This window comes from Streptomyces huasconensis (genome assembly GCF_021028635.1).
In the GTDB taxonomy this organism is placed as follows: domain Bacteria; phylum Actinomycetota; class Actinomycetes; order Streptomycetales; family Streptomycetaceae; genus Streptomyces; species Streptomyces huasconensis.
Genome location: NZ_CP086119.1, coordinates 1,002,843 through 1,022,298 on the forward strand (window position 1 = coordinate 1,002,843; position 19,456 = coordinate 1,022,298).

At 73.0% G+C, this 19,456-nt stretch carries 16 protein-coding genes and 1 pseudogene; 9 read left to right on the forward strand and 8 right to left on the reverse strand.

From position 1 onward, the window contains the following. Nucleotides 1-34: 34 nt before the first annotated feature. Nucleotides 35-682: a response regulator transcription factor gene (locus tag J2N69_RS04425; RefSeq protein ID WP_230899565.1), complete on the reverse strand. Its 648-nt coding sequence runs from the start codon at nucleotides 680-682 to the stop codon at nucleotides 35-37. Continuing rightward, nucleotides 673-1,932, reverse strand: a complete 1,260-nt coding sequence (locus J2N69_RS04430; RefSeq protein ID WP_230904574.1) for a sensor histidine kinase — start codon at nucleotides 1,930-1,932, stop codon at nucleotides 673-675. The genes J2N69_RS04425 and J2N69_RS04430 overlap by 10 nt, the downstream gene beginning before the upstream one ends. A gap of 619 nt (nucleotides 1,933-2,551) precedes the next feature. Here J2N69_RS04430 and J2N69_RS04435 point away from each other — a divergent pair. Next, nucleotides 2,552-4,057 carry an FUSC family protein gene (locus J2N69_RS04435; protein WP_230904575.1) on the forward strand — a complete coding sequence of 502 codons (1,506 nt, stop codon included), beginning with the start codon at nucleotides 2,552-2,554 and terminating at the stop codon, nucleotides 4,055-4,057. 125 nt (nucleotides 4,058-4,182) lie between these two features. Here J2N69_RS04435 and J2N69_RS04440 read toward each other — a convergent pair whose 3' ends face one another. Further along, entirely contained in the window at nucleotides 4,183-5,334 is a 1,152-nt protein-coding gene (locus tag J2N69_RS04440) for a hypothetical protein (protein ID WP_230899566.1), read from the reverse strand. 294 nt (nucleotides 5,335-5,628) lie between these two features. On the opposite strand from J2N69_RS04440, the gene J2N69_RS04445 reads away from it, so the two are divergent. Beyond that, on the forward strand, nucleotides 5,629-7,731 hold the full coding sequence (locus tag J2N69_RS04445; RefSeq protein ID WP_230899567.1) for a SpoIIE family protein phosphatase: 2,103 nt from the start codon (nucleotides 5,629-5,631) through the stop codon (nucleotides 7,729-7,731). A 7-nt stretch (nucleotides 7,732-7,738) separates the two neighbouring features. On the opposite strand, the gene J2N69_RS04450 is transcribed toward J2N69_RS04445, so the two are convergent. The 3 genes from J2N69_RS04450 to J2N69_RS04460 all read right to left on the reverse strand — a co-directional run bounded on the left by J2N69_RS04450 (nucleotide 7,739) and on the right by J2N69_RS04460 (nucleotide 9,107). Then, nucleotides 7,739-8,143 (reverse strand): peptidoglycan-binding domain-containing protein, encoded by a 405-nt coding sequence (locus J2N69_RS04450; RefSeq protein WP_230899568.1) that lies wholly within the window; start codon nucleotides 8,141-8,143, stop codon nucleotides 7,739-7,741. Nucleotides 8,144-8,218: 75 nt separating this feature from the next. Further along, nucleotides 8,219-8,671 (reverse strand): hypothetical protein, encoded by a 453-nt coding sequence (locus J2N69_RS04455; RefSeq protein ID WP_230899569.1) that lies wholly within the window; start codon nucleotides 8,669-8,671, stop codon nucleotides 8,219-8,221. 46 nt (nucleotides 8,672-8,717) lie between these two features. Continuing rightward, nucleotides 8,718-9,107: a hypothetical protein gene (locus J2N69_RS04460; protein WP_127910812.1), complete on the reverse strand. Its 390-nt coding sequence runs from the start codon at nucleotides 9,105-9,107 to the stop codon at nucleotides 8,718-8,720. 379 nt (nucleotides 9,108-9,486) lie between these two features. Between J2N69_RS04460 and J2N69_RS04465 the strand changes: the two genes are divergently transcribed. The 3 genes and pseudogenes from J2N69_RS04465 (at nucleotide 9,487) to J2N69_RS04475 (ending at nucleotide 12,849) form a co-directional block, all read left to right on the forward strand. After that, nucleotides 9,487-10,437 carry a helix-turn-helix transcriptional regulator gene (locus J2N69_RS04465; RefSeq protein ID WP_230899570.1) on the forward strand — a complete coding sequence of 317 codons (951 nt, stop codon included), beginning with the start codon at nucleotides 9,487-9,489 and terminating at the stop codon, nucleotides 10,435-10,437. A 44-nt stretch (nucleotides 10,438-10,481) separates the two neighbouring features. After that, nucleotides 10,482-11,183: pseudogene (locus J2N69_RS04470) on the forward strand (dioxygenase family protein); the annotation flags it as partial. A gap of 148 nt (nucleotides 11,184-11,331) precedes the next feature. Further along, complete coding sequence (locus J2N69_RS04475) at nucleotides 11,332-12,849, forward strand: FG-GAP-like repeat-containing protein (RefSeq protein WP_230899571.1); 1,518 nt, start codon at nucleotides 11,332-11,334, stop codon at nucleotides 12,847-12,849. Nucleotides 12,850-13,208: 359 nt separating this feature from the next. Here the strand turns inward: J2N69_RS04475 and J2N69_RS04480 are convergent, their stop codons facing one another. Continuing rightward, nucleotides 13,209-13,625, reverse strand: a complete 417-nt coding sequence (locus tag J2N69_RS04480; protein WP_230899572.1) for an ATP-binding protein — start codon at nucleotides 13,623-13,625, stop codon at nucleotides 13,209-13,211. Between the two features lie 237 nt (nucleotides 13,626-13,862). On the opposite strand from J2N69_RS04480, the gene J2N69_RS04485 reads away from it, so the two are divergent. The 4 genes from J2N69_RS04485 (at nucleotide 13,863) to J2N69_RS04500 (ending at nucleotide 17,941) form a co-directional block, all read left to right on the forward strand. Next, on the forward strand, nucleotides 13,863-15,038 hold the full coding sequence (locus J2N69_RS04485; protein ID WP_230899573.1) for an alpha-hydroxy-acid oxidizing protein: 1,176 nt from the start codon (nucleotides 13,863-13,865) through the stop codon (nucleotides 15,036-15,038). An 86-nt stretch (nucleotides 15,039-15,124) separates the two neighbouring features. After that, nucleotides 15,125-16,645 (forward strand): MFS transporter, encoded by a 1,521-nt coding sequence (locus J2N69_RS04490; protein ID WP_230899574.1) that lies wholly within the window; start codon nucleotides 15,125-15,127, stop codon nucleotides 16,643-16,645. Between the two features lie 77 nt (nucleotides 16,646-16,722). Continuing rightward, entirely contained in the window at nucleotides 16,723-17,205 is a 483-nt protein-coding gene (locus tag J2N69_RS04495) for an Lrp/AsnC family transcriptional regulator (RefSeq protein WP_230899575.1), read from the forward strand. Between the two features lie 43 nt (nucleotides 17,206-17,248). Then, entirely contained in the window at nucleotides 17,249-17,941 is a 693-nt protein-coding gene (locus J2N69_RS04500) for an HAD family hydrolase (protein ID WP_230899576.1), read from the forward strand. 49 nt (nucleotides 17,942-17,990) lie between these two features. On the opposite strand, the gene aspA is transcribed toward J2N69_RS04500, so the two are convergent. Continuing rightward, the gene (gene aspA / locus J2N69_RS04505) at nucleotides 17,991-19,400 is read right to left on the reverse strand and encodes an aspartate ammonia-lyase (protein ID WP_205038958.1); all 1,410 of its coding nucleotides are present in this window, start codon (nucleotides 19,398-19,400) and stop codon (nucleotides 17,991-17,993) included. Nucleotides 19,401-19,456 lie beyond the last annotated feature (56 nt).

Genomic DNA, 19,456 nt, shown 5'->3' on the forward strand with positions numbered 1-19,456 from the left:
GCGGCGGTCGAGTCGGCGAGCTGCGAACGGTACGTCACGATGTGTTGAGGTAGGCGAGGACGGCGAGGACGCGGCGGTTGCTGTCGTTGTCGTCGGTGATGCCGAGTTTGCCGAACATGGAGGTGGTGTATTTGCTGATGGCGCTGTCGCTGAGGAAGAGCCGTCGGCCGATGGCCTGGTTGGACCAGCCTTCGGCCATGAGGGCGAGCACGGACCGCTCGCGTTCGGTGAGGCCGCCGAGCCGCCTGTTCGAGGAGCCGCCGGCGAGCAGTCTGGCGATGACGGCCGGGTCCATGGCGGTTCCGCCGTCGGCCACGCGCTGGAGGGCGTCGATGAACTGGTCGGCGTCGAACACGCTCTCCTTGAGGAAGTACCCGGTGCCTCCGGCGCCGTCGGCCAGCAGTTCGCGGGCGTAGAGCTGTTCGACGTACTGGGACAGGATCAGGACCGGCAGTCCGGGCAGGTGGCGGCGGGCGGCGAGTGCCGCGCGCAGGCCCTCGTCCGACTGGGTCGGCGGCATGCGGACGTCGACGACGGCGACGTCCGGCCGCCAGGTCAGCAGCGCGTCGAGCGTCTCGGGCCCGGTGGCGGCGGTGGCCACCACCTCGTGGCCGTACGCCTCGATGAGACGGACCATGCCGTCCCGCAGGAGGTAGAGGTCCTCGGCCACGACTACGCGCACGGCACGACCATCCTCGCGCGCGTGGGGCCGCCTGCCGGGCTGGTGAGTTCCAGGGTGGCGTCGAAGACGGCGAGGCGGCGGCGCAGCCCGTCGAGCCCGCCGCCGGGGCGTACGGCGGCTCCGCCGCGGCCGTCGTCCGCCACGTCGACGACGAGGTCGGTGCCGTCCCGGGTGACGGAGATCTCCGCGCGTGTCGCGTGGGCGTGTTTGGCCGCGTTGGTGAGCAGTTCGGCGACCCCGAAGTAGACGGCGGACTCGATCGGCGGGTCCGGCCGCAGCCGCAGGTCGGCGCTGACGGTCGCTTCGAGCGGGCTGTCGAGGGCGAGGGCGCGCACGGCGTCGACGAGGCCGCGGTCGTTCAGTACGGGCGGGCGGATGCCCTGGACCAGTTCGCGCAGTTCGGTGAGGGAGGTGGCGGCACCGGTCCGCGCCTCCCGCATCAGCGTCCTGGCCCGCTCGGGGTCGGTTCCCATCAGCTTCTCGGCGGTGGCCAGGGCGAGCCCGAGCGACACCAGCCGGGCCTGGGCCCCGTCGTGCAGGTCCCGCTCGATGCGGCTGATCTCGGCGGCCTGGGCGACGGTCGTGTCGGCGCGCTGGGCGGTCAGCTCACCCACGCGGTCGGCCAGGGCCATGGCGGGCGACGGTCGCAGCAGGCGGACGGCCTGCGCTACGGCGGTCCGCCAGGCGTACGGGGCCGCGGCGACCCCGGCGGCCAGGCCGAGCACGCCGAGGAGGCGGGCCGGGAGCGCGGGATGGCCGAGCCCGAGGACCGCCGCCGTGCACGCGGCCGGGGGGACGGCCGCGGTGACGCCCACGGTGACCGGTGCGAGCACGGTGAAACGCAGGTCGCGCCAGGTGGCGGGGTCGGTCCACCGGAGCCGCCACCGCTGGTCCATGCGGGCGTCGCGGCGGGTGCGTTCGTAGCCGAAGCCGTTCCACCAGTAGCCGGTGGAGAGCTGGAGCACCGGCGCGGCCCGCAGGTAACCGGCCGGGATGACGGTGCCCGTCCACCGGGCGACCAGGTGGCGGACCATGCGGCAGGCCGGGCGGGAGAGGGCGAGGGTGCCGGCGCAGGCCGGTACGGCGGCCGCCACCCATGACCAGGGGTTCCCCGGGCCCCACCGGACCGCCAGGGCCACGGCGGCGGCCCACACGGCCGGGGCCGCCATGGCGACCACCGTCAGCGCGCAGGCCCGTACCAGCCCCACGCAGGCGCTCTCCGCCCACGACACCCACCGCCGCACGGCCATTGTCTCCACGTCCTTCACGTTCGCCGGATCGACCCCTGTCGGAGTCTGCCTGGCGCGCGACCGGCCCCGGAAGTGGGGCTGGACCCACTCCTCCGTGCACCCCGTCCTACGGCGCTTCTCCCTTGACCACCACGTGTGTCCCAGGTCACGCCGATAAGGCGGGAAGGCCCGGAACAACCGGATGTGGCCGGCCGTTCCCCTAGGTGTGGCTGCGGAGGGGACAGTGTCCCCGGGCCTCACCTATAGCCCATGGGGACGATCGTTCGGCTGAAGCCCCATGGAGCCTTTCGCCGAGAGGCGACCGCCCTCCGCAGGCCACCCGTGACGACCCCGGCTAGTCTCCCCCGTCCAGCCGGGGTCTTCTCATGTCGCCTCCGTGCCGACCCCTCGCCTCCGTGCCGACCTCTCGTTCCGTTTCCCCGGCCGCCTCCCTGGTCCGTTGGCCTGCTCGCACTTCGACGCGACCGGGCTACGGTGAGCCAATGGCCCAGCACATAAGACACCGGTTGAGCCAAGGGGCGGGTAGATGATGAGATGGGGCTGTCGATGGCGCTGCGGATTCCCGCGGCGCCTTTTTCATGTGGGCATGTCGAGCACGTCGCGGAAGGGCGGGGAAGCAGTGCTGAAGAGGATGTTCGTGGCTCCGGATGCGGGACGGGTGCGGTTGCGCTTCGCCTCGCGGGCCGTCCTCGGCATCGGGCTGGCGGTTGCGGTGTGCGGTCTGGCCGGGCACTCGCTCATGGCCGCGATCATCGGCGGCCTCGCCGCCCTCCTCGCCCTCTTCACCGTGACCGACGCGACGGTACGGGGGCAGGCGGTCACCACCGCGCTGCTGCCGGCCGTCGGTTTCCCCGTCCTCGCGCTGGCCGCGGGTCTGCACGACCTTCCCGTCGCGCGGGACATCGCGTTCCTCACCGTGATGGGCGTCGGGGTCTACGCGCGGCGGTGGGGGCCGCGCGGGCACTCCCTCGGCGTCTTCGCGTTCATGACCTTCTTCATCACGCAGTTCCTGCGTGCCGAGTGGCAGCAGCTGCCCGAGCTCTACGCCGCCGTCCTGCTCTCCCTCCTCGCCTCCTCGGCCGTGCGTTTCGGCCTGTGGTGCTACGAACGACGGCTGCCGACCGCGGTCCCGCCGGTCCCGCCGACCGGCCGCGGCCTGGCCCGGGCGACCACGCGGCAGGCGGTCCAGGCCACGCTCGGCGGCGCGTTCGCGCTCTCGCTGGGCCAGCTGGTCTCCGGTGAGCGGTGGTACTGGGCCGTGGGCGCCACCTGGTGGGTGTTCGTGAACACCACCTCGCGCGGCGAGACGCTCGTACGGGGCTTCCGCCGGCTGCTCGGCACGCTGCTCGGGATCGGCGCCGGGTTCGTGCTCGTCGTACCGCTGAACGGCGCGGCCGTGCCCAGCGCGGCGCTGGTCGCGGTCAGCGTCTTCGGCATCTTCTACACCGCCGCGGTGTCGTACACGTGGATGATGCTCTCGGTCACGGTGCTCGCCAGCTCCTTGTACGGCCTCATCGGGGTGCTGAACGGCGATCTGCTCGTGCTGCGGCTGGTGGAGACCGGCGTGGGCGCCCTGGGGGCGGTGCTCGCGGTGCTGCTCGTCCTGCCCATCACGACCCACGCCACGACCCACGGGTGGATCGAACGCGCGCTGCGCTGCGTGCACGCCTGCACCGCGGAGGCCGCCGCGCGACTCGCCGGGGCGACCGACGCCGACCCCGCCCACCGCGTCACCGAACTCGAGGCGCTGCTGGGGCGGGTACGTCTCTCCGTGGCGCCGCTCGTGCATCCGCTCTGCCCGCTGCGCGCCCGCAAGCAGCGCGCTCTCCAGGTCCTCGCCCTGCTCGACGCCTGCGCGCACGAGGTGCGCGGGCTGGCTGCCGTCGCGGCCGACCCGGAGGCGTCCCACGACGCCCGCCTGGCCGCCGCGTGCTGGCGCGTCGAGGCGGCGGTCGAGGCCCTGACGGCGCCCGGTGCGGCGTCGGGGGCGACGGCACCCGGCGACCTGCCGCAGGCCGCCGTCGCCGAACCCGCCCTCGCCCACCTGCACAGCCTGGAAAAGGCACTGGCCGCCCTCGCCACCCCCCTCCGGGGCACGGGACGCGCACCACTGATCGGCGCCTGACCGGCCCCGGCGCCATCCCGGAGGCGGTCAGGCACCACGTCCGCCGCGGAGCCGCCCGGCGACCAGGATGCTCCCGGGCCGTGCCTGGGCCGCGGGGCGGGGCAACCCGCCTCGCCGCGCGGCCCCTACTTGTTCGGGTCCCGGAAGCGGCCGAACGCCTTCGTGAGGGCGCTCAGCGGTGAGCTCTCCGCCTTGCCCGGGCCGGGCGCGAGCGGACGGGACACGGCGTCGCCGCCGGCCGTCTCCGCCAGCGCGGCCTGCGCCGCCTCGGCCGCCTCCCGGTACAGGTCACGCGATTTCGTCATGGCGTCGAGCGCCTCGGCGTACCGGGTGACCATGGCCCGGGCGTGCGCCAGCTCCTCGTCCGGGGTGAGCAGGTGCCAGCCCTGGCGCAGGCGGGTCAGAGCCTGCTCGGCTTCGGCGGGCAGCGGCCGGGGCAGGGCGGCGAACTCCTTGATCCTGTCGAGGAGTTCGGTCGGTTCCGAGCCGTCCAGGAAGACGCTGCGCACCGAGAAGCGCTCCGCGTCGTACTCCGGTGTCCGCGGCGCCGTCGGCAGGACCACGGCACCGCCGCGCGGCATCCGCACGCCCAGCTCCCGCTTCATCGCGAAGTCGGCGATCTGCGCCTGCTCGGGCGTGCCGCGGTGTTCGACCACCCGGTGCCGCAGGCTCGGCGGCAGGAAGACCGAGACCGGCTGCTGCCCCCGGGCGTCCGGAGTCATCGCCTCGTGCACGACGACGTGGATGAACCAGCTCTGCCGGGTGCACTCCCGCAGCCGGTGGCGCAGCTCGTCGTCGTCCTTCGGCAGGTGGTTCGCCGCCCGCAGGCGCAGGTCCTCCACCGTGTCGTGGTCCCAGGCGACCCGGTCGCTGTCGGGCCAGAACATGGTGGCGGGCGAGGGCCAGTGCGCCTGCCACGGCTGCTCCGCCTCGGCGGCGAGGACCCAGACGACGCCCTCACCGTCCTTGCGGCGCGTCTCGGGGGCGTACGTGGTGAGCTGGGCGCGGACCGTAACGCCGTCCGCCACCTGCCAGCGGGCCTCGAAGAGGCGGCGGGCCGCGGGGCCGGGGTCGGCGGACTCGTCCCGCGGGTGGAGGACGGTGGAGCGGGCCGCCTCGGCGGGGTCGAGGTCCAGGTGGTCGTCGAGCACCCCGGCCGCCTTGAGGGCGATCAGGTTGCGCCGGACGTCCTGCTCGGGCTCGGGCCCGAGGTGGCGCCCGCGCCCCAGCCACGCGGTGTCGGGGACGGTGATCGATGAGGTGCTGTTCTTGGCCATGGAATCGTTCTGTGGGCGGTCAGGGCCCGACCAGTATGGTCCGTGGAGCCGCCGGGCGAGGCGGTAACCCCGTGAAACGCCTGCTCGGGCCGGTTCCGGGGGGCGAACGGCATGACGCCCCGGTTGCCGCCGGCCCGGCCTCGACGGCCGGTGCGTTCTCACCCCTCGTTCGGGTCGTTCGGGACACGCTCCGGCGCCCTCCGGTCGTGCGTCGGCCGGTTCCTCGCGCAGGATGGAGGGATACACGCCGCCGGCCGCGCAGCCCCCGGGCGCGGCCAGGAGGGAGTGGGCGCGATGGGTACAGACGAGCCGTTGCGGAACGACGGGGCGACGGACGCCTCGGCGACCCTGCCTCCGGGCGGCCTGCTCGATCTGCTCAGTGTGTCGGCCGTGGTGCTGGACAGCAGTGGGCGGATCGTCTTCTGGAGCCCGCAGGCGGACGAGGTCTTCGGGTACACCGCCGAGGAGGCGCTCGGGCAGTACGCGGCCCAGCTGCTGGTCCACGAGGAGCACCGCGGTCTGGTCGCCAAGCTGTTCACCGAGGTGATGGGCACCGGGGCGAGCTGGGCCGGGGCGTTCCCGGTGCGGCACAAGGACGGCAGCACGCGGGTGGTGGAGTTCCGCAACATGCGGCTGCTGGACGACCTGGGCGATGTCTACGCCCTGGGGATCGCCGCCGATCAGTCCACGTTGCAGCAGGTGGAGACGGGCCTGGCGCTGTCCGAGCGCCTCGTGTACCAGTCCCCCATCGGGCTCGCGCTCCTCGACACCGACCTGCGCTACCTCCTGGTCAACCCCGCCCTGGAACGGATCAACGGAGTGCCGGCCGCCGACCACATCGGCCGCAGGCCGCGGGACATCCTGCCGTTCCTCGACGTCGACCGCATCGAGTCGGCGCTGCGGCAGGTGCTGAGCACCGGCACCCCCGTCACCGACGACTACGTCGTGGGCCGCACCCTGGCGTCACCGGGCACCGACCGCGCCTGGTCGGTGTCGTACTACCGGCTGGAAGGGCCGACGGGGCGGGTGATCGGTGTCGCCAACTCCGTCATCGACGTCTCGGAACGCCACCGGTCCGAGACCCAGGCGGAGCGGGCCCGCCGTCATCTGACACTGATCGCCACGGCGTCCGGCCGTATCGGCACCAGCCTGGACGTGGTGCAGACCGCCAACGAACTGGCGGAGGTCGCCGTCCCCGAGCTGGCGGACATGGCCGCGGTGGACGTGCTCGACTCCGTACTGGCCTTCCGCCGCCCCACGGAGTCCGAGGAGGGCGCGAAGGTCTTCCGCGCGCTCGCCGTGGCCTCCGCCTACCCGTCCGAGGCCACCGTGGCCATGGACCAGGTGGGCGACGTCGCCGAGTACGGGGCCGAACGGCTGGTCACCCGCTGCGTCCGCACGGGACAGCCCGTGCTCGTGACACACGCGGGGCCCGAGGACCTCCAGCGGATCGCCCGCGACCCGGAGGCGGCGCGGACCCTGGCCCGCGCCGGTGTGCACTCCTACGTCGCCGTGCCGCTCATCGCGCACAACGAGATCCTCGGCGCCTTCGACCTGCTGCGCGCGCGCAATCAGCGGCCCTTCGACGAGGACGACGTACTCCTCGCCAAGGAGCTGGCCGCCCGCGCCGCCGTGGCCATCGACAACGCGCGCCGGCACGAGAGCATCCGCAACTCCGCCGTGACCCTCCAGCGCAGCCTCCTGCCCAAGGTGCCCCCGCGGCTCGCGGGCCTGGACGTCGCCTCGCACTACCAGCCGGCCGAGGCCTCCAGCGAGGTGGGCGGCGACTGGTACGACATCATCCCGCTGGACGGCGACCGGACGGCCCTGGTCATAGGCGACGTCATGGGCAACGGCATCGACGCGGCCGCCGCCATGGGGCGGTTGCGCGCGGCGACCAGCGCCTTCGCCGACCTCGACCTGGAGCCCGACGAGGTCCTGCGCCACCTCGACAAGATCGCCCGGAGCCTGGAGCACTACATCGCCACGTGCGCCTACGTCATCTACACCCCGCACGAGCGGACCTGCTGCATCTCCAACGCCGGGCACCTGCCGCCCGTCCTCGCCCGTGAAGGCCGGCGCCCCGAACTGCTCGACGTGCCGACGGGGGCTCCGCTCGGCGTGGGCGGCATCCCGTTCAGCACGATGAGCTTCGAACTGAATCCGGGTGACCGGCTCCTCCTCTACACCGACGGCCTCGTCGAGACCCGCCATCACCCCATCGACGAGCGCCTGGACGCCTTGTTGCTCCTGCTCGACGAGCCGCGCCGTCCGCTCGGCGAGACCTGTGAATGGCTGCTGTCGTCCCTGCGGCACTCCGACGACCACGACGACGTCGCCCTCCTGGTCGCCGAAGCCCGCCCCTTGGACCCGCCCGGCACCGGCACCGGCCGGTAGTGGCTCGCTACGGGTGCAGCGCCGCCCACGTGTTGGGGCCGACGAAGCCGTCGGCGGTCAGGCCGACGCTCTGCTGGAAGTTCTTGACCGCGGCCAGGGTGGCGTCGCCGAAGATCTTGTCCATGGCGACGTTCTTGTAGCCGTACACCTTGTTCAGGACACACTGAAGGTGCCCGACGGCGTCGTTCGCGTGGCCCTTGCCGAGTTCGGGGTGGGTTCCGGTGTAGGGGCAGTGGCGCCACTCGCCGTTGGTGGCCTGCTTGATCTGTACGTCGGCGGCGGCCGTCCCGCCGTCCTTGCCGGACGGGCTGGCCCCGGCGAGCGCCACGGCGGGCCCGGCCAGCAGCGCGCAGCCGAGCAGGGTGGCGGCGAGCGTACGGACACGGATACGTCGGCTGGAGCGTGAAGTCACGGTGAACCTTCTCCCGAGCGGTGGTGGGACGTACAAGGGACGTACGGGGGCGTACGTGGGAAGGGGCGGGGCGGATCAGAACCAGGGGCAGCGGGGCAGCCCGGGGTAGGGGTGCTTCTGGGTCTGCACGACCTTGGCCGGCACCATGCCCCAGCCCTTGATGCCGGGCAGGCTCACGACCTCGTCGCTCTGCGTGTAGTACCAGACCTTGTTCCCGTCGGGGGCGGCGTCGCCCTCGGTCCAGCACACGAACCAGCTCGGCGAGAACTTGAGGCGGCCGGTGACCGGCGCGTTGAACGCGGGGCGGCCGAACGCGTCGGAGGCGAGGTTGTCGCAGTACAGGTCCAGGCTGAAATAGTTGCCCAGCGTGTCCTTGTGCGGCTGGTTCTGCCGCAGCGAACACGTGGCCGTGGCGTCGGCGGGGCCGGCCTGGGCGGCGGTCGGGGCGAGTGCCGCGGTCAGGGCCAGGCTCAGCGCGGCGCCCGCGAGGGCCGCGCGGCGCTTGCCGCGGGGTGGGGTGGGACGCATGCTCGTGCTCCATCCAGAGGTCCGGAGGGTCGGCGGTGTCAGTCGCTCATGACCAGGTGCACTGCTTCAGGCCCGGTACCGGGTGCGTGGCCGAGGAGAGTTCGGCGGCCGGGAGGTAGCCCCAGCCCTTGGCCGTCCTGCTGCCGGAGACCGTGTCGCCCTGCGTGTAGTACCAGATGTCCCCGCCCTGGTACGGGCTGCCGCGCTTCCAGCAGACGAACCAGCTGGGCGAGAAGTCGATCCGGCCGTTCACCATGCTGTCGGTGGTGGACTGCACGCGGACCGAACCGGTGGTGTGCGAGCACACCACGTCGCCGAGGAAGTGCATCCCGGTCCAGTCGGTGTGCCGGGCGTCGGCCCGCGACTGGCAGGCCGCCGCGGTGGCCTGCGTGGACGCGGTGGCCAACGAGGCCTGGGAGGCCGGTGACACGGTCATGGCCGCGGCGCAGACGAGGGCGCCGGCGAAGGCCGCACGCCATCCGCGGCTGCCCGGCCGGCGGCCGGCGGCGTCGGGTTCCCCGCCGCCAGGCCTGCCCGCGTGCCCATGCCCGTACCTGTGCCCGTGCCCGTTCCGATCGCGTGCGAGTTTGCTGACGGCCATGTCTGCTGTCCCCCCAGCGGCTTGGGTCCGTGTCGTGCGCTTGTTTCGGGTGGCTCGATCGGTTCTCTGCGTCTCCGAGCGTGCCGAGCGGCGCTGACATGACTCTGACGTCGTCCGGGCGACCGTGCCATCGTGGGAGACCGGCTGGTCCGGACCAGCCTCGCGGTCGTGTGACGGCGGCCGTGGCGGACGGCGTCGGATGAGGAGCGTACGCATGCGCGGCACAACGGTCTTGCCCGGCAAGGGTAACAACGGAGAGCCCGCCGGGGAGGGCATGCCCATGCATCGCCTGGAGGTGCCGATGCCCAACGCGCTGCCGTTCGCCATCGGCACGTTCGACACCATCGGGCCGATGTCGCGCGCGCCGTTCCCGCACCGGCACACCTTCCACGAGATCGTCCATGTCACGGGCGGCACCGGCAGACACGTCGTCGACCTCACGGGCTTCGCGCTGCGGCCGCCCAACCTGGGCTTCATCGCTCCCGGTCAGGTCCACCACTGGCAGGACGTCACCGGTCTGGAGGGCCATGTCATCCTCTTCACCGACGACTTCCTCCTGGACCACCCCGCCGACCGGGAGGTGTTGCGCGGGCTCACCCGGCGCTCGTGGCTGGACCTGTCCGGCGACGCGGCGGAGTGGACCGCGCGCCTCGTCGCCGAACTGGACGGCGAGTACCGCACGGGGGCGGAGGGGTTCCGCAGCGTGCTGCGGGCTCTGCTGCACGTGCTGGTGGTGCGCGCCGCGCGGCTGCCCGCGCATCAGCCGGTGGCCGCGCCGCCCCGGTCGCGGCCCGGCTCGGTGGCGGCGGAGTTCGTGACGCTCCTCGCGTCCCCGGAGGGCGCGCCGCCCTCGGTGCGCACGTGCGCGGAGCGCCTGGGCGTCTCGGTCAGCTATCTCAGCGAGGCCGTGAAGGCGTCCACCGGCCGCACGCCGGGCGAGCTGATCCGGCAGGCCCGGGTGCACGAGGCCAAACGGCTGCTGCTGCGCACGGAGTTGTCGGTGCGTCAGATCGCCGGGCGGGTCGGGTTCGGGGACCCGGCGTACTTCTGCCGCTTCTTCCGCAGGGAGACCGGGGCGAGCCCCGGGGACTTCCGCCGCGGCGGTGGCGATATTCACCACGACCACCGGCTCCCGTCCATCGCCCGGCACCGCTCCCCCGCATAGCTTCTTAGCCGATCCGGAACCCACCCCACCCTTCAGGAGGAGCGATGGACGACGAGATCGGCACCGGCGCCGGAGACGGCACCCGCGGCCCGGACGGCGACGGCAGCGGCGGGGCCGCGCGGCCGCGCGGGAAGGGGCCCAGCCGCAAGACCGTCCTGAGGGCGGCCGCCGCGGTCGGCATGGCCGTCCCGGTGAGCCTCATGGGGGTTCCCGCGCTGGCCCGCACCGCCGCCGAGCGGGGCGAGGCGCCGGCGGTGACCCCGTACTGCGACGACGGCGACGACCCGACGCCGCCGCAGATGGAAGGGCCGTACTTCAAGCCCAACTCCCCGCGCCGCACCTCGCTGATCCAGGCGGGCACGCCCGGGGTGCGGCTCACGGTCACCGGGTACGTCTTCGGGCGCGCCTGCCGTCCGATCCCCCAGGTCCTGATGGACTTCTGGCAGGCAGACACCTACGGGGCCTACGACAACGTCGGTTTCCGGTTCCGCGGGCACCAGTTCACGGACGCGTCCGGCGCCTTCCGGCTCACCACGGTCGTGCCGGGGCTCTACCCCGGGCGCACCCGCCATCTGCACGTGAAGGTGCAGGCTCCGGGGCGGCCGGTGCTCACCACCCAGCTGTACTTCCCCGGTGAGCCCCGCAACAACACGGACCCGATCTTCGACGCCCGGCTGCTCATGAACGTCCGTACCGTCGGAAACGCGAAGGAGGCCGCCTTCGACTTCGTCCTGAACGTGCCGCAGTAGAGGCCCCGTACAACCTTCCCGGACCGTCGAAGGTCACAGGATCGGCCAGGGGTGAACCAGCGGGTGACTCGCAGTGAACGGCGGGGAGCCATCGGTGGTCTCACGTCCCGAGCCGCTCAACTGGACCTTGACCGAGGGAAGTCGTATGTCGCGCGCCCGTCGCACCGCTCGTCTCACCATGCCCGTGATCGCCGCCTCCTTGCTGGTGGGCGGCGGTCTCTCCGCCCTCACGCTCGGGCAGGGCACCGCCCGTGCCGCCGCTCCCGCCGCCGACGCGTCCGCCGCCGGGCGCGCGGGGGTCGCGGCGAAGGCGACGGACGACTTCAACGGCGACGGGTACGGCGACCTGGTCGTCGGCGCCCCGGGCGGCACCGTCTCCGGGAAGGCCAAGGCCGGGTACGTGGTGGTGACGTACGGGGCTAAGGACGGCCTCGACCCGGCCCGCAAGAAGGTCATCAGCCGGTCCACGAGCGGGGTGCCCGGCGCGGCCACCGCCAAGCAGGCGTTCGGCAGGTCGTTCACCAAGGGCGACCTGGACCGCGACGGCTACACCGACCTGGTCGTCGGCGTCGACAGCGGGAGTTCGGCGGGCGCGGTCGTCCTGTGGGGCTCCGCGTCCGGCCTGACCGGCGGCACCAAGATCGCCACCCACGGTTTCAACCCGCAGGCCGGTGACTTCGACGGCGACGGCACCACCGACCTCGCCCTGTTCTCCGGGCCGGGCTACTACGGAGACGACCCGATCAGCCAGCAGGCGCGCCTCTGGAAGGGCCCCGTCGCGCGGACCGGCACCCCGGCCAAGACCCTCGACTTCCTGGACAAGTCGCAGTGGTGGGACTACGACAGCGACCAGCGCCCCGACCCGACCTGCGCCGACCGGGAGTGCATCGACGGCCCCAGGTCCGTGCAGGGCCCGGTCGTCCCCAAGGCCGTCGGCGACCTCAACGGCGACGGCCGCGCCGACATCGCCATGAACGACTACTACGGTGACGGCGAGTGGAGCAACAGCGTCCTGTACGGCACCCCGACCGGCTTCAAGCGCGGCCGGGCGCCGGGCTCGGCCGGCGAGCTGGCCATCGGCGACGTCAACGGCGACCACTACGACGACCTGGTGCTCAGTGACGACGACTACGACCCGGGGGTCAGGGTCGCCTTCGGCTCGGCCGACGGCCTCAAGGCGCAGACGCAGGGGTTCGACCAGAACCTGCCGGGCGTGCCCGGCGCCGAGGAGGACGGGGACCGGTTCGGCAGCTCGATCGCCGTCGGCGACGTGACGGGTGACGGGTACGCGGATATCGCGGTCGGTGCCATCGGCGAGGACGTCGGCAGCGTCGTCAACGCGGGCGCCGTCGTCCTGGTGCGCGGCAGCGCCGGTGGCGTCACCGGAGCCGGGGCCCAGGCCTTCCACCAGAACACGGCGGGCGTACCCGGCGCCGCCGAGAAGGGCGACTTGTTCGGTGCGGTCACCGCGCTGCTCGACGTCACCGGTGACGGCCGCGCCGACCTCGCCGCCTCCTCTGTCGAGGAGAATGCCCGGGCGGGCGCGGTGTGGTCGCTGCGCGGTACGTCCACGGGCCTGACCGCCACGCACTCCGTCGCCTTCGGACCGAAGGATGTCGCGGCTCCGAACACCGCGGCGCTCTTCGGCAGTGCGCTGCGCTGACCCCCGCCCCAGCGGGTGACGGCCCGGTCCGAGACCTCCCCTGCGGGTCTCGGGCCGGGCCGCGGTCCTGGTGCGCGGTCCGCTGCCAGGCGGTGTCGGACCGGGCAGATCGGGCGGGTCAGCTCCCGCGTGCCGACGGCGAAGTGGCAGCCAGGAGCCCCGCTCCGGTCCGCTTCAGGATCGCCAAGTCTGCCCGCACCCCGGGAAGTTCGGTGTGCCCGCGTCCGATCTCCGACAGAGCAACTGTCCGCTGCGGAGCCCCTCGACCGCAACGGACTTTCCGGCGTGGCGCCTCCCCGGCGGCCTGCCGAAGGTGCGGGCCGCGGCTCGACGCCGGGGTCCGCGGGCCCTTCGGACCGTCAGGCCAGCACCGCCCGCACCGTCTTGCCGCCCCGCCGTACGGTCACGACCTCCAGGCGGTGGGCCAGTTGGCAGACCAGGGCCAGGCCCCGGCCGTTCTCCCGTTCGCTGCTGGGTCTGCGTACGCGGGGGCGGACCGGGCTCGTGTCGTAGACCTCCACGGTCACCCGGTCACCGGAGACCTCCAGGCGCAGGCGGCAGCCGCCTCGCGCGTGCTGGACGGCGTTGGCGACCAGCTCCGAGACGACCAGCGCGGCGTCGTCCACGCGCTCGGCGGTCACCCCGTTCTTCCGGCGGTGGGGCCTGACCAGGAACGCGCAGGTCAGCCTCCGTGCCCGCCCCGCCGAAGCGGCCTCCTGCGGCAATGCGTACTCGACCCGTGCGGTGGGCCTATGGGCGCGCTGCTGCGCACGCATGGCAACTCACATCCCCTCCCTGGGACACAACCGGCGTACCCGCGACCGCTGCCGCCACCGGGGCCGCGGCGTGTCTTGCGCGACCGGTCCTGCCCCACGGTGATGCCCCCTCAGGCCGACCGCCAACCCGCCCGTGCCGTGCCGTCGACGTTGACGCTGACATCAGCTTCAAAGAACACTGGCCGGTGCCTCGCCCCGCTCCCTCCCGGCCCTCTCGCCCCCTTGAAAGGCCGCCCCATGCTCCAGGAACCCCGCCCCTTCAAGGACTACCAGGACGAGATCTACCTGGACGGTCTGCGCGGCGTCGTCCCCGCGTTCCCCATGACGTACGCCGGCTGGGAGGCCCGCGCGCACGCCGCGCTGCCGCCGTCGGTGCTCTCGTACGTGGCGGGCGGCGCGGGGGGCGAGCGGACGCAGGAGGCCAACGTCCGGGCGTTCGACCGCTGGGGGCTGATCCCGCGGATGTTCGTCGGCGCCTCGCGGCGCGACCTGTCCGTGGACCTGTTCGGCATGACGCTGCCCTCTCCGCTGTTCATGGCGCCCGTCGGGGTCCTCGGCATCTGCGCGCAGGACGGGCGCGGCGATCTCGCGACCGCGCGGGCGGCCGCGCGGACCGGGGTGCCGATGATCGCCTCGACGCTCTCCGCCGACCCCATGGAGTCGGTCGCCGCCGAACTCGGGGAGACGCCGGGCCTCTTCCAGCTGTACACGCCGACCGACCGCGCCCTGGCCGAGAGCCTGGTGCGCCGCGCGGAGAAGTCCGGGTTCAAGGCGATCGTCGTCACGCTGGACACCTGGATCACCGGCTGGCGCCCGCGCGACCTGAGCACCTCGAACTTCCCGCAGCTGCGCGGCCACTGCCTGGCCAACTACACCAGCGACCCCGTCTTCCGCGCCCAGCTGCCCGCCGCCCCCGAGCAGGACCCGCAGTCGGCGGTCATGAAGTGGGTACAGGTCTTCGGCAACCCGCTGACCTGGGACGACCTGCCCTGGCTCCGCTCCCTGACGTCGCTGCCGCTGATCGTGAAGGGCCTGTGCCACCCCGAGGACGTGCGCCGCGCCAGGGACGGCGGGGTGGACGGCATCTACTGCTCCAACCACGGCGGCCGCCAGGCCGACGGCGGACTGCCCGCGCTGGACGTCCTGCCCGCGGTCGTCGAGGCCGCCGACGGCCTGCCCGTCCTGTTCGACTCGGGGGTGCGCGGCGGCGCGGACATCGTCAAGGCGCTGGCGCTCGGCGCCACCGCGGTCGGCGTGGGCCGCCCGTACGTCTACGGCCTCGGCATGGGCGGGACCGACGGCGTCACGCACGTCCTGCGCTCCCTGCTCGCCGAGGCCGACCTGCTGATGGCGGTGGACGGCTATCCGACCCTCGCGGACCTCACACCGGAGGCACTCCAGCGGGTGCTGTAGCCCGCCTTCCCCGCCCTGTCCGCGTTGGACACCCCTACGCTCCTTGTGAGACATTGGTGTCTCATTCGAACTTGGAGTGTTCCACCATGTCCCCGCAGCGTGATGCACGACGCTGGGCCGTCCTCGCGATCCTCTCCGGCAGCCTGCTGCTGATCGCCATGGACACCACGATCCTGAACGTCGCCTTCCCGTCCCTCGTCACCGATCTGCGGCCCAGCTCCGTACAGCAGCTGTGGATCATCGACGTCTACGCCCTCGTGCTGTCCGGACTCCTGGTCACGGCCGGTGCCCTCGGCGACCGGTGGGGACGCAAACGACTGCTGATCATCGGCTTCGGCGTCTTCGCCCTCGCCTCCCTGCTCGCGGTCGTCGCGACCGCCCCCTGGCAGGTCATCGCCGCCCGTGCCCTGCTCGGCGCCGGCGGCGCGGCGATCATGCCCGCCACCCTGTCGATCCTGCGGCACGTCTTCACCGACGCCCGGGAGCGCGCCCTCGCCTACGCGGTGTGGTCCGCCGTCTTCGGTGGCGGCATGGCGCTCGGCCCCGTCGTCGGCGGACTCCTCGTCGAGCACGACGGCTGGCACTCCGCGTTCCTGATCAACATCCCCGTCGCCCTGGTCGTCATCGCGCTCGGCCTGTGGATTCTGCCCGAGTCGCACCAGCCCCGGGAGGGCCGCTGGGACTGGTGGGGCGTGGGCCAGTCCGTCCTCGGCATGCTCGCCCTGGCGGGCGGCATCAAGCAGCTCGGCAAGGGCGGCCCGGCCGACCCCGTGGCCTGGGCCCTGCTCGCCCTGGCCGTGGTGACGCTCACCGTCTTCGTCCGCCGCCAGCTGCGCCTGGAGCACCCGCTCCTCCAGGTACGCCTCTTCGTCTCCCGGCCGTTCGCCATCGCCGCGGCCTCGATCTTCCTCGGCATGATCGCGCTGGGCTCGGCCCTGTTCCTCATCACCCAGTGGTTCCAGTACGGGCAGGGCTACACACCCCTGGAGGCGGGCTTCCACCTGCTGCCCGCGCCGCTGGGCCTGGTCCTGACGTCGCTGGTCACCCCGGCGCTGATGCACCGGCTGCCGATCCGGCACGTCATGGGCGGCGGGCTGCTGATGATGACGGCGGGCCTCGCCCTGCCGTGGCTGCTCCAACGCTCGGGCCCGCTCGGATACGGCCAGCTCGCCGTGGCCCTGGCCGTGCTCGGCTGCGGCGTCGGCATCGCGACGACCGCCGCGTCCGTGACGCTGATGGCCGCCACCCCGGCCAAGGACGTCAGCGGTGCCGCGGCCATCGAGGAGACCTGCTACGAACTCGGCGCCGCCATGGGCGTGGCCGTCCTCGGCAGTGTCGCCACGGCGCTGTACCGCGTGAACCTGCCCGACCTCGGCCTCCCGGACGGCACCACCGCGTCCGTGAGCGACTCGATCGGCGAGGCCGCGCGGGTGGCGCAGGAGCTGACCGGACCGGCCGGCAACGCCCTGCTGTCCCGGGCCGCCGACGCGTTCACCTCCGGGATGACGCCGACGTTCCTGATGGCGGCGGCACTGCCGCTGGCCGCCGCGGCGCTCACCTGGGCGAAGATCCCGAAGGGCCTGCGCCCGACGGAGGACGCGCACTGACGCCGAAGCGGCGCCCCGGGGCCGAGCGGCTACAGTCACCAGCGATCAGCACCGCTCACCTGGGAGAACCTCGCACCATGGCCGTCGACGAACTCGACACCCGCATCCTGCGGCTGCTCCTCGAACAGCCGCGCACCAGCCTGCGCGAGTACGCGCGCGTCCTCGGCATCGCCCGCGGCACGCTCCAGGCGCGGCTGGACCGCATGGAGCGGGACGGCGTGATCACGGGCACGGGTCCGTTCCTCTCCCCGGCCGCGCTCGGCCACCCCGTGCTGGCCTTCGTCCACATCGAGGTGACGCAGGGGTACCTGGACGAGGTGGGGGACGCGCTCGCGGCCGTGCCCGAGATCATCGAGGCGCACTCGATCACGGGCGGCGGCGACCTGCTCACGCGCGTCGCGGCCCGCGACAACGGCCACCTGGAGGACGTCATCCAGCAGCTGATCAAGCTGCCGGGTGTCGTCCGCACCCGTACCGAGATGGCGCTGCGGGAGCGGGTGCCGCACCGCCTGCTCCCGCTCGTCGAGTCCGTCGGCAGGACGACCGCCGGACAGGGGTGACAGGGGTGACAGAGGTGACCTGGCGCTTTGGCATGCTGGGGCCATGACCATCTTCGGCAGGACCTCGGTCGTCCTCGACCTCGACGGCACGCTCGTGGACAGCGAGCCCAACTACTACGAAGCGTCGCGGGCGCTGCTCGCCGACCGTGCGGGCCGGGAGTACACCTGGGCCGACAACGAGCAGTACGTCGGCGTCAGTTCCGTCGAGACGCTCGCGCAGTGGAAGGCGGAGTACGGCATCGAGGCGTCGGCGGCGGAGCTTCTCGCCGACCTGGACCGCCGCTATCTGGCGCTGGCGCGCGCGAGCACGCCGGTCTACCCGGAGATGCGCAAGCTGGTCGAGCGGCTGCACGAGGCAGGCGTGCCCATGGCCGTGGCGTCCGGGTCCTCCCGCGCGGCCATCGAGGCGATCCTGGCCGGCACGGGCCTGGACGCCCAGCTGACCACGCTCGTCTCCGCCGAGGAGGTGCCGCGCGGCAAGCCCGCCCCGGACGTGTTCCTCGCGGCGGCCGCGCTGCTGGGCGCCGACCCCGCGGACTGCGTGGTCTTCGAGGACGCGGCCCCGGGCGCGGAGGCCGCGCGGGCGGCCGGCATGCGGTGCGTGGCCATCCCCTCCATACCGGCCCACGCCACCCACGAGGCCTTCGCCCACGCGGACCTGCTGTTCCCCGGCGGGCACGCCGAGTTCACCGCGCAGGCGGCCCTGGAACTCCTGGCGAGCCGGGCACAGGCATAGGGGGGCCCGGCCCGCGGTCAAGCGCAGGCACAGGAGGCCCGGCCCGCGGTCAGGCGGCCCCTGCCACCCGCTCGGGGGTGAGCAGCTCGGCCAGCCGCTCCGGGGGCAACAGCCCCTTCTCCAGCACCAGTTCGGCGACACCCCGCCCGGTGGCGAGCGCCTCCCGCGCGATCTCCGTGGCGGCCGTGTAGCCGATGTGCGGGTTGAGTGCGGTGACCAGCCCGATGGAGGTCTCCACGGAGTGGCGCAGCACCTCCGTGTTGGCGGTGATCCCCTCGACGCACCGCTCGGCAAGGGTCACGCAGGCCGCGCGCAGCGAGGTGATGCTCTTCGCCAGCGAGTGCAGGATGATCGGCTCGAAGGCGTTGAGCTGGAGCTGGCCCGCCTCGGCGGCCATGGTGATGGTGACGTCGTTGCCGATGACCTCGAAGCAGACCTGGTTGACGACTTCGGGGATCACCGGGTTGACCTTGCCCGGCATGATGCTCGAACCGGCCTGCACCGGCGGCAGGTTGATCTCGTTGAGCCCGGCGCGCGGCCCGGAGGACAGCAGCCGCAGGTCGTTGCAGCTCTTGGAGAGCTTGACGGCGATCCGCTTCAGGACGCCGGAGAGGTGCACGAAGGCGCCGCAGTCCTGGGTCGCCTCGACGAGGTTGGCGGCCGTCACGAGCGGCATGCCGGTGATCTCGGCGAGGTGGCGGCGGGCCGTCTCGGCGTATCCGGCGGGGGCGTTGAGCCCGGTGCCGATGGCGGTGGCGCCGAGGTTGATCTCGTGGATCAGCTCGACGGCCTCGGCGAGCCGCATGCGGTCCTCGTCGAGCATCACCGCGTACGCGGAGAACTCCTGGCCGAGCGTCATCGGCACCGCGTCCTGGAGCTGCGTACGCCCCATCTTCAGGACGTCGCGGAACTCCAGGGCCTTCGCCGCGAACGCGTCCTGCACGAGGGACATGGCGCGCAGCAGCCCGTGCACCGCGCTGATCGTCGCGACCTTGACGGCGGTCGGGTAGACGTCGTTGGTGGACTGGCTGAGGTTGACGTCCTCGTTGGGGTGCAGGTGGGCGTAGGCGCCCTTGGGGTGTCCGAGGAGTTCCAGCGCGCGGTTGGCGACGACCTCGTTGGCGTTCATGTTGGTGGAGGTGCCCGCGCCGCCCTGGATGACGTCGACGACGAACTGGTCGTGCAGGCGCCCCGCGCGGATCTCCCGGCAGGCGGCGGCGATCGCGTCGGCCTTGGCCTTGGGGAGCAGCCCCAGTTCCTCGTTGGCGCGCGCGGCGGCTTCCTTCACGGCGGCGAGGGCGTCGACGAGCTGCGGGTAGACGGAGATGGGGATGCCGGTGATGGGGAAGTTCTCCGTGGCGCGCAGGGAGTGGATGCCCCAGTAGGCGTCGGCGGGGACGTCGCGGTCACCGAGCAGATCGTGTTCGCGGCGCGTGGCGGGGGTGGGGGCGGCGGTCATGGTGCTGTTCTTTTCAGTCGTACGGGGAGGGGAAGTGAAAGCCCCTTCAGGGGCGC

Coding starts and splice junctions, on each gene's coding strand:
- J2N69_RS04430 (WP_230904574.1), bottom strand. CDS start 1,932: ATGGCCGTGCGGCGGTGGGTGTCGTGGGCGGAGAGCGCCTGCGTGGGG.
- J2N69_RS04440 (WP_230899566.1), bottom strand. CDS start 5,334: ATGGCCAAGAACAGCACCTCATCGATCACCGTCCCCGACACCGCGTGG.
- J2N69_RS04445 (WP_230899567.1), top strand. CDS start 5,629: ATGGGTACAGACGAGCCGTTGCGGAACGACGGGGCGACGGACGCCTCG.
- J2N69_RS04455 (WP_230899569.1), bottom strand. CDS start 8,671: ATGCGTCCCACCCCACCCCGCGGCAAGCGCCGCGCGGCCCTCGCGGGC.
- J2N69_RS04460 (WP_127910812.1), bottom strand. CDS start 9,107: ATGACCGTGTCACCGGCCTCCCAGGCCTCGTTGGCCACCGCGTCCACG.
- J2N69_RS04465 (WP_230899570.1), top strand. CDS start 9,487: ATGCGCGGCACAACGGTCTTGCCCGGCAAGGGTAACAACGGAGAGCCC.
- J2N69_RS04475 (WP_230899571.1), top strand. CDS start 11,332: ATGTCGCGCGCCCGTCGCACCGCTCGTCTCACCATGCCCGTGATCGCC.
- J2N69_RS04480 (WP_230899572.1), bottom strand. CDS start 13,625: ATGCGTGCGCAGCAGCGCGCCCATAGGCCCACCGCACGGGTCGAGTAC.
- J2N69_RS04485 (WP_230899573.1), top strand. CDS start 13,863: ATGCTCCAGGAACCCCGCCCCTTCAAGGACTACCAGGACGAGATCTAC.
- J2N69_RS04490 (WP_230899574.1), top strand. CDS start 15,125: ATGTCCCCGCAGCGTGATGCACGACGCTGGGCCGTCCTCGCGATCCTC.
- J2N69_RS04495 (WP_230899575.1), top strand. CDS start 16,723: ATGGCCGTCGACGAACTCGACACCCGCATCCTGCGGCTGCTCCTCGAA.
- J2N69_RS04500 (WP_230899576.1), top strand. CDS start 17,249: ATGACCATCTTCGGCAGGACCTCGGTCGTCCTCGACCTCGACGGCACG.
- aspA (WP_205038958.1), bottom strand. CDS start 19,400: ATGACCGCCGCCCCCACCCCCGCCACGCGCCGCGAACACGATCTGCTC.